Source organism: Rhizobium sp. WCS2018Hpa-16, assembly GCF_031843705.1.
Lineage (GTDB): Bacteria > Pseudomonadota > Alphaproteobacteria > Rhizobiales > Rhizobiaceae > Agrobacterium > Agrobacterium tumefaciens_C.
This window is the reverse complement of sequence record NZ_JAVTIX010000003.1, coordinates 147836-164323: the sequence shown is the minus strand read 5'-3', so window position 1 is coordinate 164323 and position 16488 is coordinate 147836. Positions and strand designations below refer to the sequence as shown.

Here is a 16488-nt window from a genome sequence, read left to right as displayed (position 1 = left end):
GTTTTGATCAAAGACCTGATGGATGCAGGATGGATTCACGATCCATCCGAGGGATTTATTGCTTATCTGGGAGGCGTGTGGATCCGGGATACAAATGGTAAAAAGGAGTTCGGGTTTATCGCGGAAGAACGCCATGCCAACCGCAACGGCGTTGTTCATGGCGGCATGTTGATGACCTTCATGGACCGCGCCTTCGGAATGACGTCACGCCTCACATCAGGTGCCATTCGGGCTGCAACGATCAGCCTCAGCCACCAGTTCATGACACCGATGGAGATCGGCCAGTTCGCCACTGTGACCCCTCGAATATCCAGAGCAAGTGGCCGCACATCCTTCGTTGACGGAACCCTTTTCCATGGCGAAACTCCCATCATGCACGCGCATGGCGTATGGCGGATCTCCTCTCGACCAGAGAGCTGAAACCTTCAGAATTTCAACAGGCTAGGCACGTTTAAAGAACGCATGGCCGAAGGATATCTTGCCCTTCATCGCTGGTGGCCCAATAGAGTGGGCCACCCAGCCAGCGGGGAAATCCGAAGCCATTGACCATGACGACATCTACATCGCCTGGTGTTTCTGCAATGCCTTCCTCCAGAACGCGTTCAGTTTCACGCACCATAGCCGTGAGCGCCTCGCGCTGTATGTCGCCCTCGGTGAGCTTGGCTTCAGAAATTTCCAAATCCACCTCAGCAAAGCGCTCACCATTCACAGCCAATGGTCCACCGGCAAAGCCGAAAGCTATGAGCGCTTCATTGATTTTTAGCGCGGATACGCCTTCAGCCGCCATTGTATCGCAGGCATTGCGGTAAGCTGCATGAATGCGCTGACCGATGAAGCCGGGGGCATTCCCGGCGATAACTGCCTTGTAGCCGCACGCCCGTGCAAAAGCGACGCCCTGCGCCAGCGAAGACGCCGAGCTTGTCTCCGTCCTGATGACTTCAACAGCACCATCGCGGTCCCATGGATTGATGAAATGAAGGTCAACAGAGCTTTCGGGAGCAAGGGTGAGGGAAAATAACCGCGATCCGGTGCGTGAAAGCACTGATGTTCCGGCGGCGGTGCTTTCGTCTATCGCCGTAATCACGCTTTCGCACTTGGACAGACCGCCGATATCGCTCTCCACTGATAGGCGGCCCCTGGCAGCTTGAGCATTTGCGACAGACAGAGAACCTTCGTTGACTTTTTCACGAAGCCCGACGTCGATGGATGCTTTGAGAGACTCTCGATCCGTATCGAAAATCGTCACATGCCGTCCGGCAAGGAGACCTGCCAGCGCGATAGCACAGGCCGCCTCGCAAGCACCCATCATCGCAAGCCTCGACGGCATTCTGGCTTTGAATTCCGTAGGCACTCGCCCGGCAGCTCTCTCCGCGAAAAAGACATGGCGATATGCTCTCGCATCGAGAGACGTTCGAAACTTCTGGAAATCCTCTCTTTCGGCCATAAGACCTTCGTCAAAGGGAAGATTGCCGACAGCTTCGATATGGCGAATGGCGGACAGAATGTGAGGCCGTCGACGCCCGGTAGCCACAGCACGTTCCTCGGCGGCAAAGATGTCCGCCTCATGTTCCGGTGGCACAGGCTTTTCAACCAGCCGGCGTTTGTTATTGAGGGCTTTTGCTGCCGTGATCGCGGCGAGCCGCAGATCGCCTTTCACGATCTCATCGATCATCCCCAGTGCTGCGGCCTCAGACGCTTCGATCCGGCGCGATGAGGTTATCAGTTCGATAGCGCGAATTCGCCCGATCAGCCGCGTCAACCGCTGAATGCCCCCAGCACCGGGGATCATGCCGAGCCCGCATTCGGGCAGCCCGACCATCGTACCGGTGTGCGCGACGCGCATATCGCAGCCTAGTGCCAGCTCAAAGCCACCGCCCAAGGCTGCTCCGTGCAGGGCCGCTATCCACTGCTTGGCGCTGTGCTCGATGGCTTCTATGACGTTGGGCAATTGCGGCGGGTCCAGCGGAAGATCGAATTCCTTGAGGTCAGAACCTGAAATAAAGGTGTTCCCAGAGCCGATGAGAACGCCTGCTATGAGGGAAGGGTCAGCATCGACGCTTGCGATACAGTCCAGCAATCCCTGCCGGACCGCCGCAGAACCTGCGTTGACCGGCGGGTTGTCTATGACGACAATACCAATGTCTCCCTCACGTTCGAGACGAACCTTGATCATCAGGCAATCCTTTTTTGAAAGATGGACGCTGTGCAGCTTACGCGGCCATTATTTGCGCTGGTCGAAACGTCTTTCGAAGACATGTTCGGCTATTCTGTTCTTCATCATCTCGATGGAGCCGCCAGCTATCATCCAGCCTCGCGTTCGCTTGACGCAATATTCAACGAGGCTCTCGGTCGAATAACCGTAGCCGCCCATGACCTGCATCGCTTCATTGGAAACTTCCCAACCGGCCAGATTGCAGGCAAGCTTTGCCATCGCGGTATCCTGCGCGCTCGGAAGCTCACCATCCGGGATATTGGCAGCACGATACAAAAACATCTGTGCGGATTCCAGCTTCATTGCCATGTCTGCAAACTTCCACTGTATCCCCTGAAAATCGCAGAGCGGGCGGTCAAACTGCTTGCGGTCAAGCGCGTGCTGTTTGGCGGTCTCAAATGCATATCGACCAAGTGCCAGTGCGCGTGAAGCATTGCCAAGGCGCTCGATGTTGAACCCGGCGATCTGGCGTTTGAACCCGCCTCGCCCGAGCAATATGTTGGATTTCGGTATGCGGCAATTATCGAAATAGAGAGGGCACCACTCCTCACCACTCATGAATGAAGAGCGCTCTCCAACAACAAATCCGGGCGTTCCGCGCTCAATCAGCACGGATCCGATTCCATCGACACCCGGTCCAAACCGGACATAGATCAGGAAAAGCTTCGCATCCGGGCTGTGGGTGGAAAATACTTTCGAGCCATTGATGACGATATCGTCACCGTCTTCCCTGGCGGATGTCGTCAGTTCGGTCACTGCGGAACCTGCATCAGGCTCGCTCATTCCGAGCGATATCAGCATCCGGCCAGCGATGAGGTCCGAAAGCCAACGCTGCTTCTGCTCCGGCGTTGCATATTCCACGAATGTGCGGATAGGGCCGAAATTCCCCGCCTGTACAATATCGGCACTCTTCGGGCAGGCGCTTGCAACGGTTTGAATGGCGAGGACGGCATCCATGAGTGTTCCACCCACGCCCCCGTCTTCCGCACCAACAGTGATACCGAGAAGACCCATGCCAGACAGTTTCTCCGCCACATCCCAAGGGTATTGCCGGGAATGCGCGCGCGCCAGAGCACCCGGCGCGAGTTCGGCCTGCGCAAATCGCTTGATCGCATCGACAAGCCCGTTCTGTTCCTCTGTGAGCATCTATCCCAACCTTTTTCCAATCAATCTGGAAGGTTTTGGGATAGTTCTTCGAGCGCAACAACTTCCGTTACATAAGCCAAGCCAAACATCTGATTATGGCCGCTGGCGACAGAGATCAGCTGAAACCGAAGAAACTCCGGGGGTTTTCGACCAGAATTTGCGCAAGCGCCGTCTCGCCCGCAACATCTGCCAGCGTATCGACAAGATCACCATCATTGGGCATGGGGCCGGAAAGATTGACATGCGGCCAATCCGTTCCCCACAGAAGCCGTTCCGGCGCGTGCTGGACCAGCCGTCGCATATAGTCCAGCACGTCGTCAAATGGCGTTCCTTTTTTGGAAAGACGCTCCACCCCACTCAGTTTGAGCCAGAACCGCCCGGTGTCCAGCAGCTTGAACAGCGTGCGCTCCACCTCGGCAAAGTCAACGCTGTCGATGTCGGGGCGCGCCATGTGATCGATCACTACCCGGACAGGAAGATTGCGGATGACACTTTCCATCTCCATCAGGCCTTTGCCGGAGACGTGAACCGCCGCATGCCAACCGTAAGGTTGAACCATATCGGCAACTTTCACGACGCCCGCAATATCCGGCTTCTTCAAATGCGAGACAAAGCTGAAACGGACACCGCACACACCGGCCTCATCGAACTCGGCAAGCCTGTGGCCGTGAGTTTCCGGATCGATGACGGCGACACCTTTGTAGCGATCGGGATTTTCTCGCAACGCCGCCAGCATAGGTTCATGGTCATGGCCGTGGCCCTGGCTGTGAACGATGACGGCGCGCTCGATGCCAAGTTGGTCATGAAGACGACGCAGATTGGCTTCCGGCGCTTCATGCGGCGTGAAGGTTCGATCTGCCGGCAGCGGAAATCGGCTAAAAGGGCCATAGATATGGCAGTGGGAATCGCAGGAGTTGGCTGGCAGCGAAACGCGCGGCTCGCGAGCGTCGGAAACTGGCGGCAAGCCCTGCGGCTCAGGGGTGGGGCTGGTGATAGTCTGGTTCAAGAGATTTCTCCTTAATCGCAGCGGGCGACCATGCCACCATCTACGATCAGTTCGGTGCCTGTGACGAAGCGGGCCTCATCGGATGCCAGAAACAGCGCAGCATTGGCCGTATCTCTGCCATCACCCATGAAACCGAGCGGAATACGGGCGACGCGTGACTGCAGCAGCGCATCCACATCACCGCCTGCACGCTGTCCGGCGAGCCGTGCTTCCACCATGGGCGTGTGCATCTGGCCGGGAACGACTGTGTTCACGCGGATGTTTTTCTTCGCATATTCCACCGCTGTGACACGGGAAAACTGGATGATGGCGGCTTTGCTGGAAGCGTAGGCCACCTGTGGCGCGCCGGTATAGCGGATGCCAGATGTGGACGCCGTATTCACAATGGCACCGCCGCCGACCTTCTCCATTTCGGGAATGACATGCTTGCAGGTCAGAAACACGCTCTTCAGGTTGAAATCCAGTTGCTTGTGCCAATTCTCTTCCGAAAGAGCGACGGCACCGCCGGGCGAAGATCCGCCAACATTGTTGATGAGAATATCCACGCGACCGAAAACCTCGATACAGCGGCGGACCATGGCCTCCACTTCGTCGTCCTTCGTAACATCGCAGAGATGTGTTTCGATGCTGGCCCCGGTCTCCTTTGTCCGCTCGACAGTCTCAACCATCGTTTCCGCACGCAGGTCGACAGCGAAAATCTTTGCTCCTTCACGACCGAACCTTACCGATGCGGCGCGGCCATTGCCCCATCCGGGACCGACACAGCCTGCACCTGTGATAATCGCTACCTTGTCTTGAAGACGTCCTGCCATAATTCTTCTCCCATTTCGCATTGAGGTCGCCCATGACGACATGATGTGGTTGTCAGTGATCGAGCTCGAGCGGCTCACCATCCGGCGGCATGATTTCGAAGGCGTTCAGCGTCATTGAAACCAGCGTGTAGTAGCCAAGCAGACCCACCAACTCGACGACGCCCTGTTCGCCCAGCTGATCGACAGCGAGCCTGTGCGTTTCAGCGGAAACGATTTTCTTGTCGAGAAGCTCTGTCACGTAGAGGCGCAATGCCTCGGCCTTTTCATCGGCAATCGGCGCTGCACTGCGTGCCGCGATGGCGTCCACAACATCAAGTGATAGCCCAGCCTTCAATGCCTCGCGCTTGTGGATGTACCACTCGTAATGAGAGGTCCAGTGCCGGGCGAGCAGCAGGATTGCCAGCTCCGAAAGCATTGGCCCCAAAATTGTGTCATATCGCAAAAACTCACCGAGCTTTTGCGCCCGCTCGCCTAATTCCGGGCTGTGGATCCAGGCACGCAGAGGCGCTGGCATGCGGCCACGCTTGCCAGATGCGGCCTCTTCCGCGACACGTTTTTGCGCCTCGTTCATGTCGTCCAGGGATAGATCACGGATTCTCATTCAGTTTCCTCCATTTGATGTCTTGGCGATCGACGCTTGCGCGATGGACGGCGGACGCGATATTGAGCGGACCTTGGCTGCAAATCCGAGCCATGGCCTCGGATGGCGAGATGCTCGATTTCTCTGGAAAGTCACCGACAGATGGACATCAGGACACTTCGATATTTCGTGCAGGTGGCGAGGGCAGGCAGCTTCAACGCTGCTGCAGGGCTGTTGAACATTGCCCAACCCGCGCTGAGCCGGCAAATCAAGAAGCTTGAGGACGAACTTGGCGTCGGGCTTCTCCTGCGCCATGGAAAGGGTGTCGAAGTCACCGAAGCTGGCGCAAAGCTCCTGACGGAGGCCGAGGACCTTATCGATCACTTTGCCAGAACGATCACTTTGGTGAAGGCGGATGATAGAAGCTTTGCCGGAAACATTTCGCTCGGCGTTCCGCCAACATCCGGCATGCTGATTGTTCCAGAAATATATAAAATCTTTTCGCAGCGATGGCCGGACGCAACGCTTGGTATCCGCGAAGGCATAACCAGTTCTCTTGAGGAATGGTTGCTGGACCGCCGCATAGACATGGCCATCCTTCACAACCCTGTCCCCATGGCCGGCATCCAGCTCAAACCGCTGCTTCAGGAGCAGATGGTTCTTGCAACGGCGCCGAACCCCGACTTCGACAGTGATAGCGTGATCGGCTTCAACCAGCTTGCCCAATTGCCGCTGATCCTTCCCAGCCTTCCGCACAGCAACAGGAGGCTTCTGGAGCGATTGGCGCTCCAGAACAACACCCGCCTCACGGTCAAGCTGGAGGTCGACAGCATTCCCTTGATCAAGGCCCTTGTGAAAAATGGTGCCGGAGCGACAATCCAGACCTATGCTGGCGTCGCTGCCGAGGTCGAACGGGGAGAACTCTCCGTCCGCATTATCGACAGACCGCGCATCTTCTCCACGGTTGCCATCGCAACGGCGTCCGAGAACAAGACCCGCTGGTTGACAACCGAGCTGGAGCGGCTTGTCCGCGCGCATGTCACCCACCTCGTCTCGACTGGACAGTGGGCCAATGCGAAAATTCTCGAGAACAGATGACATGGCCAACTCTTATGCGTGCGAGTGTGTCGCCGCAGGCGCATGCACTGTTTCCGGCTCCTCTTCCACGTCAGTCTGCTGGAAGTCATACGCATCCCACTTGGACTGGTCGAAGGACTTTTCCCAGTTCGCGATGTAGATGGTGGCCACAGTGTTGCCAACGACATTGGTCAGCGCGGTGCAGGTTGCCATCAATCGATCGACGCCAAACAGAAGCCCGAGTCCACTCACCGGCAGGGTCTTCACGGTCTGAAGCGTTGCGGCAAGCTTGATGAATGCGCCGCCAGCAACTGTCGTGCCGCCCTTGGATGTCAGAAGCAGGATGGCAAGAACTGCCAGTTGTTGTCCAAGCGAGAACGGCGTGTCCGTGGCCTGCGCGATAAACGCAACGGCAATTGCCATATAGATCGACGTTCCATCGAGGTTGAAGCTGTAGCCGCTCGGCACGACAAAGCCGACGATAGAGCGATCACAACCGGCACGCTCGAGCTTGCGCATGATTCTTGGGAGGACCACTTCACTGGACGCCGTGCCGAGAACAAGCAGAAGTTCATCGCGGATCATGCGGATCGCCTTGAACAGCGATAGCTTGATCGAGGCCATGACGAGCCCAAGGACCACCACGACGAAGAAGAGCGAGGTTGCCCAGTACAGGATGACCAGTTTTGCCAGATAAAGGAGCGTCGCCGCGCCGAATGCACCAACGGCTGCTGCGATGGCACCGAACGCGCCGATGGGTGCGAGCCTCATGATAAAGCCGAGGATGCGGAAGAGAACATCCTGCGCCTCACCGATACCGCGGATAAGAGCCGAATTTTTTGTTGCGCCACCGATGCTGAGTGCCGCGCCCGTCAGGACGGAGATCAACAGAACCTGAAGAATTTCACCCTTGGCAAAGGCGTCAACCAGCGTCGATGGAATGATGCTCATGAAAAAACCAAGAGCGGTGAAATGCGATGCATTATCGGCAATCTTGGTAACATCCGCGCCAACAACGAGGTTGGTTGCGTGCAGGCCGACACCGGGCTCGAACACATTGACGGCAACGAAGCCTATCCCCATCGCAATGGTCGTCAGCACTTCAAAATATATAATTGACTTAAGCGCAAGACGACCAAGCTGCTTCATATCAGCAATGTGCGTGAAGCCATGCACGATGGTACAAAAAATGATGGGCGCAAGCATCATGCGCAGAAGGCCGATGAATGCGTCTCCCAAGGGCTTCATGGCAACGCCCGTCTGCGGCGCAATGATGCCCAGGGCAATACCTGCCAGAATCCCGATTATAACTTGAACATAAAGCTGTTTTAAATATCGCATGCTATGCCTCCTCCCGGCTTGTTAGCCATCCAGAAAACATACGGGCGCGAATATTCCCGTCCAATACTATCGGCTCATGCCAAGCCATGCCGTTTCGGCATGACACCCCATTCAACCCATCCAGCCAATATCCGAGAGTGTGTTAGCCATAAATGAGAGGCCTGCCTGAAGTTCCTCGCGGCTCACCGTTCCCCCGAGGCAAACTCTGACATGTTCATCCGGAGCGCCAAGGACGGTGAAGGCATCCGATGGCATCAATCCCACATGGCGCCCTGCCATACGACCCATCAACTCGGCTCGACTGGCACCCATTGGCAATTTCAGCCAGATGTTGAAGGCCTCAGGCTCTCCCAGAAACTCGTACCCTCTCAACGTCTCGGAGGCGATCTTCTGACGAACCGCACTTTCCGTGCGAACAAAGCGGCGGATGGCGTCCGCCGTACCGTCCTCAATCCATCGTGTTGCAAGGGCCATACAAATCGGAGAGGGCATGACCGCACTGGCTCGCAGCGCTTGCGCGAGCGCATAGGCAGCCTTGGCGCTTGGCGCGACCGTATAGGCAAGGCGCAGACCGGCACCGAGGCATTTGGCCAGCCCGCCGATGTGCCAGGTGAGATTGGGTGCCATGGTGGCGAATGGAGCTGGAGCCGACGCCGGAATGAAGCCGTAAGCATCGTCCTCGATCAGGGTCAGCCGATGGCGGATCAGCACTTCGGCGATCTCCATGCGACGCGCCTGCGGTATCGTTATTGTCGTGGGGTTCTGGACGGTGGGATTGAGGTAGAGTGCCTTGGGTTCATGGAGATGGATGGCGGCATCCAGTTTGTCGGGAAGAATTCCCGCACTGTCCATGGGTATGCCGACCAGCTGAAGTCCCATGCGCGCCGCAATGGCCCGCAGACCGGGATAGGTGATCGCCTCGCAAAGTATGACGTCACCCTGCCGCGTCATCGTCGACAATATGGCCGTCATCGTCGCATGTGCACCGGGCGTAATGGCGATGCGTTCAAGGCTTGGGACCATTCCTCTTTTGGAAAGCCAGGACGATGCTGCCGCCTTATCCTGATTGCCGCCAATCGTTGATTGATATCGAAGCAGCGATATCAGATTGGCCGATACCGTGCGGAGGCCGTCCTGCATCCGCGCAATGAGTTCACCATCCTGCGGTTCAGGCGGCATGTTCATCGACAGATCTTCATCCCGGGAACGGTGCGGGTTGGCCTCATGGCGGGAATGAGCCGGGGCGCAAGCGAATGTGCCACGCCCGACATGGCTTTCCACCAACCGTCTCGCATTCGCCTCAGCATAAGCGCGGGTGACGGTTGTAAAATCGATGCCCAGCCGCTCCGCCAGCTTGCGTTGGGGTGGAAGCCTCTCGCCCGGCGAAAATTCACCGCTTTTTATGGCGGCTTCAATGGCATCCACAATCTGCAGATATCGCGGCTTTCCATCCGGCTTTAATATTGGAGGCCAACTCGGCATAGGCTTTGGATTCTCACATCGGTTTCGAATTGTTTGATATTGTATGGATCAGTGAACGCGATTTCAAGCGAGATGTTTGCCACTTTTCAAATTTAAAAATCGCGCAATATTTCGCCATTTTGCGCCTATTTTCTCAGCAAACAGCATCAAATCTTTGCATTACCGCAGAATCAATCAGCCATTTCAGCTTTTATTGTATGGATATTACACTTGTTATTGATTCATACAATTTTCGTCGTACGCTTCAGCATCCAAACCGCAAACAAGGAGCGAGATAGATGCCTCAGGTAACGCAGGAAGCCCATAAGGACGGCGATTTCTTCGTGGATTACGAGTCCAAGGTTTTTGAAGATGTGAAGGCAGATCCGGGCGAAAAAGCGCTTGTTACCTTCCACACAGTCGCTTTCGAAGGCTCTATCGGCCTCGTCAATATCCTCAACGCGATCCGCCTTCAGCGTAAGGGTTATGAAACCTCTATTCTACTTTACGGCCCGGGCGTTACGCTTGGCATCCAGCGTGGCTTTCCCAAGCTTGGCGACGAAGCATTTCCCGGCCACCTGAATTTCAACAAGAACCTCGAACGCTTCATGAAGGAAGGCGGCAAGATCTACGCGTGTCGCTTTGCCCTTCAGGCGCTCTACGGTCACGGCGAGCCATCGCTGATCCCCGGGATCATCCCCATCCTCCCGCAGGACGTGCTTGACTGCGTGTTGATCCACAAGAAGGCCAACGCGCTGATCATTGATACTTGGACTGTGTAATCGACGCTTGCGCGGCGCGACTGTTTCGCGTCGCGCGCCAGCCTGATGATCGTAAAGGAGCCAGCCGTGTCCAGAATCGTTCGCGCCGCCGCCGTGCAGATATCGCCCGACCTCACATCGCGTGCAGGTACGATGGTGCGAGTGCTTAACGCCATCGGCGAGGCCGCTGACAAGGGCGCGCAATTCATCGTCTTTCCCGAGACATTCGTCCCCTGGTACCCTTACTTCAGTTTCGTGATGCCGCCGATGTTGCAGGGTGCCGAACACCTTCGTTTGTACGAAGAGGCGGTCACCGTTCCGTCAATGGAGACGATGGCGGTTGCGGATGCGGCACGCAAAAAGGGCGTTGTTGTTGTCCTCGGCGTCAATGAACGCGATCATGGCTCTCTCTACAACACCCAGCTGATCTTTGATGCAGACGGAAGCCTGAAACTCAAGCGCCGCAAGATCACGCCAACCTACCATGAACGCATGATCTGGGGCCAAGGCGATGGCTCTGGCCTGAAGGTTGTTGATACCGCCGTTGGCCGTGTGGGCGCACTGGCATGCTGGGAACATTATAACCCCCTCGCCCGATATGCACTGATGGCTCAGCATGAGGAAATTCACGCGGCTCACTTCCCCGGCTCACTGGTCGGCCCGATTTTCGGTGAGCAGATCGAGGTCACGATGCGCCACCATGCGCTCGAAGCCGGTTGTTTTGTCGTGAATGCAACGGCATGGCTGAGCGAGGATCAGATCGCTTCGATCAATCCTGATCCAAAACTACAAAAAGGCCTGCGAGACGGCTGCATGACCTGCATCATCACCCCGGAGGGGCGCCATGTCGTGCCGCCCCTTGTCGATGGGGAAGGCATACTGATTGCTGACCTCGACATGAAGCTGATTACAAAACGCAAGCGTATGATGGACAGCGTTGGACACTATGCGAGACCGGAGCTTCTGCACCTCGTCCACGACGCGCGGCCGGCGCAACCGCTTGAAATGTTCCAACCCGAGCTTGCCCCGCGCGATGCCAATGACACCCCCGTAAAGCAGGAGCGTGAAGATGCGTGATAATGCTGGCACAGCCATTCCCGAGCTGATCAACGACCTGCAGACAAAGGGCATGCGACTTGTCGATCCGCGCGCCGGACATGAGAGCCGCCGGGGTGGAGCTGGCCCTTCCGACCACAAGGCTGTGAGCTTCGGTGACACGACGGTCATGATCCCTGTTCACACCGCGCCTGCCTTCAACAGCCCCTATCTCGTGGAAGCGCCTGATCTGGAAGGGCGCTCGAGGGTCACCAAACACGGTGAGGAGGTCGCCAAGATCCGCTTCCCGAACCGGCCGAAATTCTACGATCTGACAACCGAAGACGGCATTCCCTATAACAAGATTGCGGTGCTTCATTCCCGCGACGTTCTTGCCACCACGGTGCTGCAAACCTGCATCCGCTATGAGAGCCGGAAAAAGACGTGTCAATTCTGTTCCATCGGGCAAAGCCTGGCGGCTGGAAGAACTATTGCCCACAAGACACCCCAGCAACTGGCTGAAGTTGCAAAAGCTGCGGTCGAGTTGGATGGCGTGAAACACATGGTCATGACGACAGGTACACCACCGGGGCAGGATCGCGGCGCGTCGATCCTTGCGGACAGTGCGCGTGCTGTAAAAGCCGTCGTCAACCTGCCCATTCAGGTCCAGTGCGAGCCACCGGAAGACGATGTGTGGCACCAACGCATGAAAGATGCCGGCGCCGATGCGCTGGGCATGCATCTGGAGGCTGTCACGCCTGATGTTCGCAACAGGATCATGCCGGGCAAAGCCTCGGTGCCGCTCGAGAAATACTTCAGCAGCTTCGAAGCCGCGGTGAAGGTTTTCGGACGCGGTCAGGTTTCTACCTATATTCTGGCAGGCCTTGGCGATACAAGCGAAGCGATCCTTAACATCTCGGATCGGCTGGTGCGAATGGGCGTCTATCCCTTCGTCGTTCCATTCGTTCCGATTTCCGGCACCCCGCTGGAAAGCCACGCTGCGCCCAGCTCCGAGTTCATGGCCAGCATCCTGAAGCCATTGTCGCAGATCATCGTGGATGGTGGGCTGCGAGCAACGGACATCAAGGCTGGCTGCGGCAAATGCGGTGCATGTTCAGCCCTTTCAACCTATGAAAAGCTGAGGGTTCCAGCATGAGCGGAATAAGCCACTCATCCTTCATCAGCCCGGAATTCATCATTCGTGCCGCCACCGAAAATTGGGAACTTCAAGGCGTTGCGCGGCTTCGCCATGCCGTGTTCGTTGATGAGCAGGGCATATTCAAGCTGCACGACCGCGATGAAATCGACCAAGTCGCCATCCCTCTTGCGGCCATAACGACAATGGCGGCAGAGCCAGCCGAAATCGTGGGAACCGTCCGCATTCATCAGCCTTCGCCAGGCATCTGGTGGGGATCGCGTCTGGCCGTCGATCAACATTACCGGCGCGTCGGAAAGCTTGGCGCAGAATTGATCCGGCTTGCGGTCTGCTCTGCAAACGGAATGGGATGCACCGAATTCAACGCTCATGTTCAGGAACAGAACGTACCCCTTTTCCGCCGCCTGCACTGGGATTGCGTGGAGACTGTCCAGCTTCACGGCGTCCCTCACATGCATATGCGCGCTTCGCTGGCCCATTACCCCGCAATCCTCAGCCCCGAAACAGGATGGTGCACCAGACCGCGGAGGGTGGGATGACGCTGGAAGCGCTTGCAAAAGAGATTGCCACTCATCCCTCGATACGCAGCAAGCTTGATATTGCGTCGTCCACCAAAGCTCTTGGGCTAAACGCAGCAACGATTGGCCTTCCCGGCGATGATGCCGCCGTTATCGCGCGACCTGAGGGCGGCTTCGATCTGTTTGCGGGCGAAGGTTTCATACCGCAATTCGTCAGTGACGATCCGTGGTTTGCGGGCTGGTGTGGCGTCATGGTCAACCTGTCCGATATTGCAGCAATGGGCGGTCGCGCAACAGCACTTCTGGACACGATCTGGGCACCGGATGTTGCGACCGCCGCCCCTCTTCTCAAGGGCCTCAGGGATGCGGCAGCAGCCTATGGCGTGCCCATCGTCGGCGGACATACGAACCTGCAGACCTCAGAGCCCAGCCTTTCGGTTTCCGTCCTTGGCCGGGCAACGCAGTTGATCTCCAGCTTTACTGCTAAACCCGGTGACGTCCTCGTCGCAGCGATCGATCATCGCGGCCATTATCGTCCACGTTTCGATAATTGGTGCGCGGCACTCGATGCACCTCATGACCGCCTTCGCGGTGACTACGAGCTATTGCCGCAATTGGCTGAGGCCGGGCTCGTCACGACAGGCAAGGATATCAGCCAGGGCGGGATAGCAGGCACGGCATTGATGCTGGCCGAATGCTCACGCTGCGGCTTCGACATTGACCTGGACGCGATCTCTCTGCCTGAGGGCGCCGAATTGGGCCGATGGTTGCGAACATTCCCCAGCTTTGGCTTCCTGCTGTCTGTCGATCCAGCCCATGCCGAGCGCGTCTGCGCGACATTCGCTGCACGTGACATATGCGCTGAGGTCATCGGGCAAGCCACGGCGAGTGAGCAGGTCAATTTCAAGCGCGGAGATTCAATCGCCCCGTTCTGGGACTACGGCGCTGCCCCTTATCTCTCTCTTCCCAAGGAGGTTTCCCATGCCTGAAGTTCACTTCACGATCCGCTGGCCGGATGGGTTGGAAGAGCAATGTTACTCTCCCTCGACTGCCATAAGGAGCCACCTGCAGACAGGGCAGACCTATCCGGTTCCCGAGTTTCTGCAACACGTACGGGCCGGTCTCAATGAGGCATCGGATCGTGTCGCTGCCAAATATGGTTTCGCCTGCTCCTCCGCGATGGATCAGTTGGCCAGAATTGAACAGACAGCTGCAAGCCAGGCCCCCGATGGCCACGTTTCTTGCCTGTCATTTTCCTGAAGGAACAAGACATGACTGAACGGCGAGAGTCGAATATTCCGGTTATCATCATCGGAGGCGGTCAGGCTGGCTTGTCCGTTAGTTGGTACCTGACCCGTGAAGGTATTGAACATGTGGTGATAGAGCGCCACAGCCGGTTTGAGAGCTGGCGCAACAATCGCTGGGACAGTTTCTGTCTGGTGACGCCGAACTGGCAATGCCGTCTGCCGGGTTGGAACTATAACGGCAAGGATCCGAATGGCTTTATGCGCAAAGACGAGATCGTTGATTATCTCGACGGCTTTGCGCAAAGCTTCAACCCGCCTTTGATCGAAGGCGTGGATGTAACAAAGGTCGAGCCTCGCGCCGAGGGCGGCTACCGTGTCGAAACCACGGCGGGTCATTGGCTGGCCGATCAGGTTGTCATCGCCACTGGTGGCTACGATCATCCCATCGTGCCTGATTTTGCAAGGGACATCGATCCTTCAATCGTGCAGATTCACTCGCGCGAGTATCGCAGGCCCTCGCAACTGCCAGACGGCGCGGCCCTCATCGTCGGAACGGGCCAATCCGGTGTTCAGATCATGGACGATTTTCATCTGGAAGGTCGCCCGGTCCACCTCGCCGTCGGTCCTGCTCCGCGTAGCCCGCGTAAGTATCGCGGCCGTGACGCAACGGACTGGCTCTATGATGCCGGCATTTATGATGTGACCATTGATAAGCACCCGGATCCTGTAAAAGCGCTGACGCAAACCAACCATTACATGTCGGGCAGAGATGGCGGGAAGGAAATCGACCTGCGAAAATATGCAAATGAAGGGGTCAAGTTGTACGGCTCTGTCGCGGGCGGCGCGGGGTCCATCATGAATTTCCTTCCGGACCTTGAGAAAAATCTCGATGACGCAGACCGGAGCTATCTGGGAATCTGCAAGCAGATCGACGCGTGGATCAGTTCCCAAGGCATCGATGCACCCGAAGAGCCACCCTTCGAGAAGGTGTGGAGACCGGAGCGCGAAATCGAGGAGGTCGATATTGCGGCAGCGGGGATATCATCGATCATCTGGGCCATCGGCTTCCGCCCCAACTATTCCTGGCTCAAGGTCGATTGCTTCGATGAACGTGGCAAGCCGAAGTTCCAGCGCGGCGTGACCAACGCGGCGGGCCTTTACTTCATTGGTCTGGGTTGGCTTAACACATGGGGTTCGGGCCGCTTTCTCGGGATCGATGAAGATAGTCAGTTCCTCGCCAAGGAAATTGTCGCGCGCCAAAAGGCAAGGTTTGCAGCATGAGTCTGAGGCCATGCCCGACGCAGTCGCAACAGGACGAAACAGAGAGCCATGTCCTCGGCATGGCCGAAATGGGTTATCGCGGCCTTTCCGAGCAATGGCTTCTGAGAAGGGCGGGTGATCTGCATTGGCGGCTGATTGCAAAAGCAATGGGCCAGCAGGAGGCGCAGTTCAAATGCGCGAAAGGGGAGCCGCTTTACGCAGCCTTCTGCTCCACAAGCCTGCGCTTGAGCAATCCCGACATTCCCTCTCTCGGGGGACGTCTTGAAGTATCAGGAGAGTTGTTCCGCACATCGCAGCAACGGCTCGCATCCCGGCTAAGGGTTAGGTTCGAAGGAGACATCATCGGTGAGCTGATACTTGCGTCTACATTTGTCGGACGGTCTGCCGATGGAACCAACCACACGATTGTTCGGCGCAGCCCGAAAGTCATGGCGGTTCCGCCAGATGCACCATTGTCGGTGCAGCGCAGTGTTGACAGAGGCGCGGCGGCGGCCCGTTCGATCCTTCAGAAAAATCGAACCGGGCTGGACACATTCACTGAAGAAAAAATCCTTCCCTGCCCGGCGACGGACTTCAACGCCGCTGCCCTTCTTTACTTTCCGTCCTATAGCGCAATCGCAGACCGCGCCCTCTTCCAAGCCGGGGAAAGGCGACCGGAGCTTTTAGCCTCCAGACACGTGTCTTATGTGGGCAATGTGGAGCCGGGAGAACCGATATTGGTCACATTCAAGCGCTTTTACCGAGGTTACCTCATCAATTTCTTCGGCGCTAGAGATCGACCCCTCGCAACTATGCGAATCCGTTTGCAGCCATCGAGACGCCAGTCGAACAAGGCCGCGCTGCGATCCTGAGAAA

The 16488-nt window shown here is 57.0% G+C and carries 17 protein-coding genes; 10 read left to right on the top strand and 7 right to left on the bottom strand.

The genetic code is table 11. The annotated features are described in order from the left end of the window. The first annotated feature begins 3 nt into the window (after positions 1–3). Positions 4–420 carry a PaaI family thioesterase gene (locus tag RQI55_RS11970; protein WP_311272617.1) on the top strand — a complete coding sequence of 139 codons (417 nt, stop codon included), beginning with the start codon at positions 4–6 and terminating at the stop codon, positions 418–420. Positions 421–451: 31 nt separating this feature from the next. Here the strand turns inward: RQI55_RS11970 and RQI55_RS11965 are convergent, their stop codons facing one another. From RQI55_RS11965 to RQI55_RS11945, 5 genes are all read right to left on the bottom strand, one after another. Continuing rightward, on the bottom strand, positions 452–2173 hold the full coding sequence (locus RQI55_RS11965) for an enoyl-CoA hydratase-related protein (protein ID WP_311272616.1): 1722 nt from the start codon (positions 2171–2173) through the stop codon (positions 452–454). A 48-nt stretch (positions 2174–2221) separates the two neighbouring features. Continuing rightward, positions 2222–3358, bottom strand: a complete 1137-nt coding sequence (locus tag RQI55_RS11960; RefSeq protein ID WP_311272615.1) for an acyl-CoA dehydrogenase — start codon at positions 3356–3358, stop codon at positions 2222–2224. A 115-nt stretch (positions 3359–3473) separates the two neighbouring features. After that, entirely contained in the window at positions 3474–4364 is an 891-nt protein-coding gene (locus RQI55_RS11955) for an amidohydrolase family protein (protein ID WP_311272614.1), read from the bottom strand. 11 nt (positions 4365–4375) lie between these two features. Further along, a complete protein-coding gene (locus tag RQI55_RS11950) occupies positions 4376–5176 on the bottom strand; it encodes an SDR family NAD(P)-dependent oxidoreductase (RefSeq protein ID WP_192064839.1) in 801 nt (266 codons plus the stop codon). Positions 5177–5228: 52 nt separating this feature from the next. Next, positions 5229–5777, bottom strand: coding sequence for a carboxymuconolactone decarboxylase family protein (locus RQI55_RS11945; RefSeq protein ID WP_311272613.1), 549 nt, complete (start codon positions 5775–5777; stop codon positions 5229–5231). Positions 5778–5918: 141 nt separating this feature from the next. Here RQI55_RS11945 and RQI55_RS11940 point away from each other — a divergent pair, with 141 nt between their 5' ends. Beyond that, entirely contained in the window at positions 5919–6854 is a 936-nt protein-coding gene (locus tag RQI55_RS11940) for a LysR family transcriptional regulator (RefSeq protein WP_311272612.1), read from the top strand. 12 nt (positions 6855–6866) lie between these two features. Here the strand turns inward: RQI55_RS11940 and RQI55_RS11935 are convergent, their stop codons facing one another. Together RQI55_RS11935 and RQI55_RS11930 are read right to left on the bottom strand one after the other, a co-directional pair. Next, positions 6867–8174, bottom strand: coding sequence for a cation:dicarboxylate symporter family transporter (locus RQI55_RS11935; RefSeq protein WP_243257550.1), 1308 nt, complete (start codon positions 8172–8174; stop codon positions 6867–6869). A gap of 111 nt (positions 8175–8285) precedes the next feature. Beyond that, on the bottom strand, positions 8286–9656 hold the full coding sequence (locus RQI55_RS11930) for a PLP-dependent aminotransferase family protein (protein ID WP_192064843.1): 1371 nt from the start codon (positions 9654–9656) through the stop codon (positions 8286–8288). 278 nt (positions 9657–9934) lie between these two features. On the opposite strand from RQI55_RS11930, the gene RQI55_RS11925 reads away from it, so the two are divergent. The 8 genes from RQI55_RS11925 to RQI55_RS11890 are packed head-to-tail and all read left to right on the top strand — an operon-like array spanning position 9935 to position 16484. Continuing rightward, positions 9935–10417, top strand: coding sequence for an MSMEG_0572/Sll0783 family nitrogen starvation response protein (locus RQI55_RS11925; RefSeq protein ID WP_042616674.1), 483 nt, complete (start codon positions 9935–9937; stop codon positions 10415–10417). A gap of 45 nt (positions 10418–10462) precedes the next feature. Then, positions 10463–11473 (top strand): Nit6803 family nitrilase, encoded by a 1011-nt coding sequence (locus RQI55_RS11920; protein WP_311272611.1) that lies wholly within the window; start codon positions 10463–10465, stop codon positions 11471–11473. Further along, entirely contained in the window at positions 11466–12587 is a 1122-nt protein-coding gene (locus RQI55_RS11915) for an MSMEG_0568 family radical SAM protein (RefSeq protein WP_042616676.1), read from the top strand. Before RQI55_RS11920 ends, RQI55_RS11915 begins: the two co-directional genes overlap by 8 nt. Further along, positions 12584–13126, top strand: coding sequence for an MSMEG_0567/Sll0786 family nitrogen starvation N-acetyltransferase (locus RQI55_RS11910; RefSeq protein WP_311272610.1), 543 nt, complete (start codon positions 12584–12586; stop codon positions 13124–13126). The genes RQI55_RS11915 and RQI55_RS11910 overlap by 4 nt, the downstream gene beginning before the upstream one ends. After that, positions 13123–14094 carry a sll0787 family AIR synthase-like protein gene (locus RQI55_RS11905; protein WP_311272609.1) on the top strand — a complete coding sequence of 324 codons (972 nt, stop codon included), beginning with the start codon at positions 13123–13125 and terminating at the stop codon, positions 14092–14094. Before RQI55_RS11910 ends, RQI55_RS11905 begins: the two co-directional genes overlap by 4 nt. Further along, positions 14087–14365, top strand: coding sequence for an MSMEG_0570 family nitrogen starvation response protein (locus tag RQI55_RS11900; protein WP_311272608.1), 279 nt, complete (start codon positions 14087–14089; stop codon positions 14363–14365). The genes RQI55_RS11905 and RQI55_RS11900 overlap by 8 nt, the downstream gene beginning before the upstream one ends. 11 nt (positions 14366–14376) lie before the next feature. After that, the gene (locus RQI55_RS11895; RefSeq protein ID WP_311272607.1) at positions 14377–15633 is read left to right on the top strand and encodes an MSMEG_0569 family flavin-dependent oxidoreductase; all 1257 of its coding nucleotides are present in this window, start codon (positions 14377–14379) and stop codon (positions 15631–15633) included. Continuing rightward, entirely contained in the window at positions 15630–16484 is an 855-nt protein-coding gene (locus RQI55_RS11890) for a Pnap_2097 family protein (RefSeq protein WP_311272606.1), read from the top strand. Before RQI55_RS11895 ends, RQI55_RS11890 begins: the two co-directional genes overlap by 4 nt. The last annotated feature ends 4 nt before the right edge of the window (positions 16485–16488 follow it).